Source organism: Actinomadura geliboluensis (genome assembly GCF_005889745.1).
Lineage (GTDB): Bacteria > Actinomycetota > Actinomycetes > Streptosporangiales > Streptosporangiaceae > Spirillospora > Spirillospora geliboluensis.
Window position 1 is genome coordinate 1 of record NZ_VCKZ01000647.1, and the last position, 3,011, is coordinate 3,011.

Sequence of the window (3,011 nt, forward strand, 5' to 3'; positions counted from 1 at the left end):
GCGATCTCCAAGTACAACGCCCGCGGCCCGGCCATCGACCGAACCACCTACCAGGCCACCATCGCCATCGACATCCTCACCCCGACCAACTCGACAACAGCCGAAGACCCTTAACTTCCCGGCATTGCACCTAGGACTGAGCCAGCTCGGCGTGCTGAGCGCGCAGCTCCCGCTTGAGGATCTTGCCGCTGGGGTTCTTGGGCAGGGCATCGGCGAGCACGACGTACTTGGGCCGCTTGTAGGGGGCGAGCCGCTCCCGAGCATGAGCGACGACGTCCTCGACACTGAGCTCCGACCCCGCCTTGGGCACGACGACGGCGGTGACGGCCTCGATCCAGTGCGGATGGCTGATGCCGAAGACGGCGACCTCCGCCACGCCGTCCAGCTCGTAGATCGCCTCTTCGACCTCCCGGCTGGCGACGTTCTCCCCACCCGTCTTGATCATGTCCTTCTTGCGATCGACGACGGACAGGTAGCCGTCCTCCGTCATGACCCCGAGGTCGCCCGAGTGGAACCACCCGCCGCGGAACGCCTCCGCCGTCTTCTCCTCGTCCCGGTAGTACCCGAGGGCCGCGTGCGGGCTCCGGTGGACGATCTCGCCGATCTCCCCCGCCGCCACGGGGTTCCCGTCGTCGTCGACGACGACGGTCTCGACGTTGATGCCCGCACGCCCCGCGCTGCCGGCCCGCTCAAGCTGCTCTTCGGGCCGCAGGATGGTCGCGAGCGGCGCCATCTCGGTCTGCCCGTAGAAGTTCCACAGCCGCACCCCCGGCAGCCGCCGCAGCAGCTCCCGCAGCACCTCGACCGGCATGGGCGAGGCCCCGTAATAGCCTTTCCGCAGGCTCGACAAGTCGCGCCGCTCGAAGTCGGGGTGCCGCAGCAGCGAGATCCACACCGTAGGCGGGCAGAACAGCTTGGTGACCTTCTCCCGCTCGATCGTCTCCAGCAGCGCACCGGGCTCCGGCGACGGCAGGATGATGCTGGTCGCCCCCAGGTAGACGTCGACCGAGAAGAAGCAGTCGAGCTGCGCGCAGTGGTACATCGGCAGCGTGTGCACCTCGACGTCGTCCGGGCTCATCTCGCCGTCGATGACGCAGCTGACGTACTGGGAGATCAGGGAGCGGCTGGAGAGCATCACACCCTTGGGCCGCGACTCGGTCCCCGACGTGTACATGAGCCGCAGCGGATCATCGTCCGCGACGAGGACGTCCGGCGCCACTTCGGGCCCGGCCGACCACCAGGCGTCGACGTCCTCCCAGCCGTCGCCCGCCGGAGCTCCGGAGAGCCCGATCCATCCCCGCACACCGCCCTCGACTCCGGCGGTCGCGAGCGCCTTCTCCGCCGTCGGGGCGAGCGCGTCCTCCGCGATGATCCCGGACGCCCCCGAGTGCCCGACGATGTAGGCGACCTCGTCGGCGTTGAGCATGAAGTTGACGGGCACGAGCACCACACCGAGCTTGGCCGTGGCGAACGCGATCACGGCGTACTGCCAGCAGTTGTGGCTGAGCAGCGCGAGCCGGTCCCCCTTGGCGAGCCCCCGCGCCGCCAGCGCGTGCGCCGCCCGGTTGACCGCGACGTCGAACTCCGCGTAGGTGACCCGGAGCTCCCCGCTGACCACGGCGAGCTTCCCCGGATACCGCCGCGCGGTCCGATGCAGCAGATCCCCCACCGAGTGCTGCCGAGCACGAGCCACCGAGTCGGACATAGACCGCCCCTCCCGCAAAGTCCCAGGTGAGCCGTGATGAAACCACACCCGAACCCCACCCGCCACCCCCAAAAGGGGGTATAGGAGACACCCGAAAGCCGGTCACCCCTCCGGATAGAACAGGAAGAGCGTGCAGCCCTCCACCGACTGCGGCACATGGCTCGACCCGGCAGGGGCGTGGATGAAGGAGCCGGCGGGATAGTCGCGCTCTCCGTCGTTGAAGACGCCGGAGACGACGAAGACCTCCTCCGGACCGGGCGCGTGCACGTCCACGCCCTCCCACCGGCTGCCCGGATCCATCTCCAGCACCGCCGCCTTCGCCGCGCCTCCGGACCACAGCGGCCGAACCCGGATCCCGGGGAAGATCTCGCGAACGGGGGCGTCCTGCACCGCCGACCACACATATCCAGGCTGTTCGGTAGTCATGGCACCACCCTGGCCGCCCGCCACCGCCCTCGCCGAGTGTCAGAAAAGACGTCTTGCGGTACTTTCCTGCCATGCACCGCGTCGTGGCGCTGGTCCGCCCGCACCAGTCGACGTTCGAACTCGGCTGCGCCGCGGACGTGTTCGGCACGAGACGCCCCGGCCTGGACCCCCGCTACACGTTCGACGTGTGCGCGGAGCACCCGGGCCAGATCACCACCAGCGCCGGGTACGACCTCGTGGTGCCCAACGGCCTGGAGATGCTGGACGAGGCCGACACCGTCGTCATCCCAGGCTGGCTACCAGTAGCGGAGAAACCCTCCCCCGCCCTGACCGAGGCGCTCCGCAAGGCACACGCCCGCGGAACCCGCATGACCAGCATCTGCACCGGCGCCTTCGCCTTGGCGCACACGGGCCTCCTGGACGGCCACAGAGCAACCACGCACTGGGCACGCACAGACGACTTGGCCTCGTGGTTCCCGTCCGTTCAGGTCGACAAGAACGTCCTTTACGTGCACGACAACGACGTGGCCACCAGCGCAGGCGCGGGCGCCGGAATTGACCTGTGCCTGCACCTGCTCCGCACCGACCAGGGCGCCGGCTACGCCGCGCACGTGGCAAGAAGCATGGTCATGCCCCCACACCGCGAGGGCGGCCAACTCCAGTACGCGGCCCCACCGCACCCGACCCAGTTCGAGGGTTCCCTAGGACCACTCCTCGATTGGGCAACACAGAACCTGCACAAACCCCTAACAGTCGACGCCCTAGCCGCCCAAGCAGGCGTCTCCCCCCGAACCCTGGCCCGCCGCTTCACCGACCAGCTGGGCACACCCCCAGGCCAGTGGCTCCTGTCCCAACGCATAGCCGCAGCCCAGCACCTACT

At 68.9% G+C, this 3,011-nt stretch carries 3 protein-coding genes; 1 reads left to right on the top strand and 2 read right to left on the bottom strand.

The annotated features are described in order from the left end of the window. Positions 1-130 precede the first annotated feature (130 nt). Positions 131-1,705 carry an acyl-CoA synthetase gene (locus tag ETD96_RS42965; protein WP_138642220.1) on the bottom strand — a complete coding sequence of 525 codons (1,575 nt, stop codon included), beginning with the start codon at positions 1,703-1,705 and terminating at the stop codon, positions 131-133. A gap of 102 nt (positions 1,706-1,807) precedes the next feature. Beyond that, positions 1,808-2,131 carry a cupin domain-containing protein gene (locus tag ETD96_RS42970; RefSeq protein WP_138642221.1) on the bottom strand — a complete coding sequence of 108 codons (324 nt, stop codon included), beginning with the start codon at positions 2,129-2,131 and terminating at the stop codon, positions 1,808-1,810. A gap of 71 nt (positions 2,132-2,202) precedes the next feature. Between ETD96_RS42970 and ETD96_RS42975 the strand changes: the two genes are divergently transcribed. Further along, a partial coding sequence (locus ETD96_RS42975) for a DJ-1/PfpI family protein (RefSeq protein WP_138642222.1) occupies positions 2,203-3,011 on the top strand: 809 nt, incomplete at its 3' end.

What these genes read in the sequence shown, in the direction of transcription:
- ETD96_RS42970 (WP_138642221.1), bottom strand. Translation starts at nt 2,131, where the DNA reads ATGACTACCGAACAGCCTGGATATGTGTGGTCGGCGGTGCAGGACGCC.
- ETD96_RS42965 (WP_138642220.1), bottom strand. Translation starts at nt 1,705, where the DNA reads ATGTCCGACTCGGTGGCTCGTGCTCGGCAGCACTCGGTGGGGGATCTG.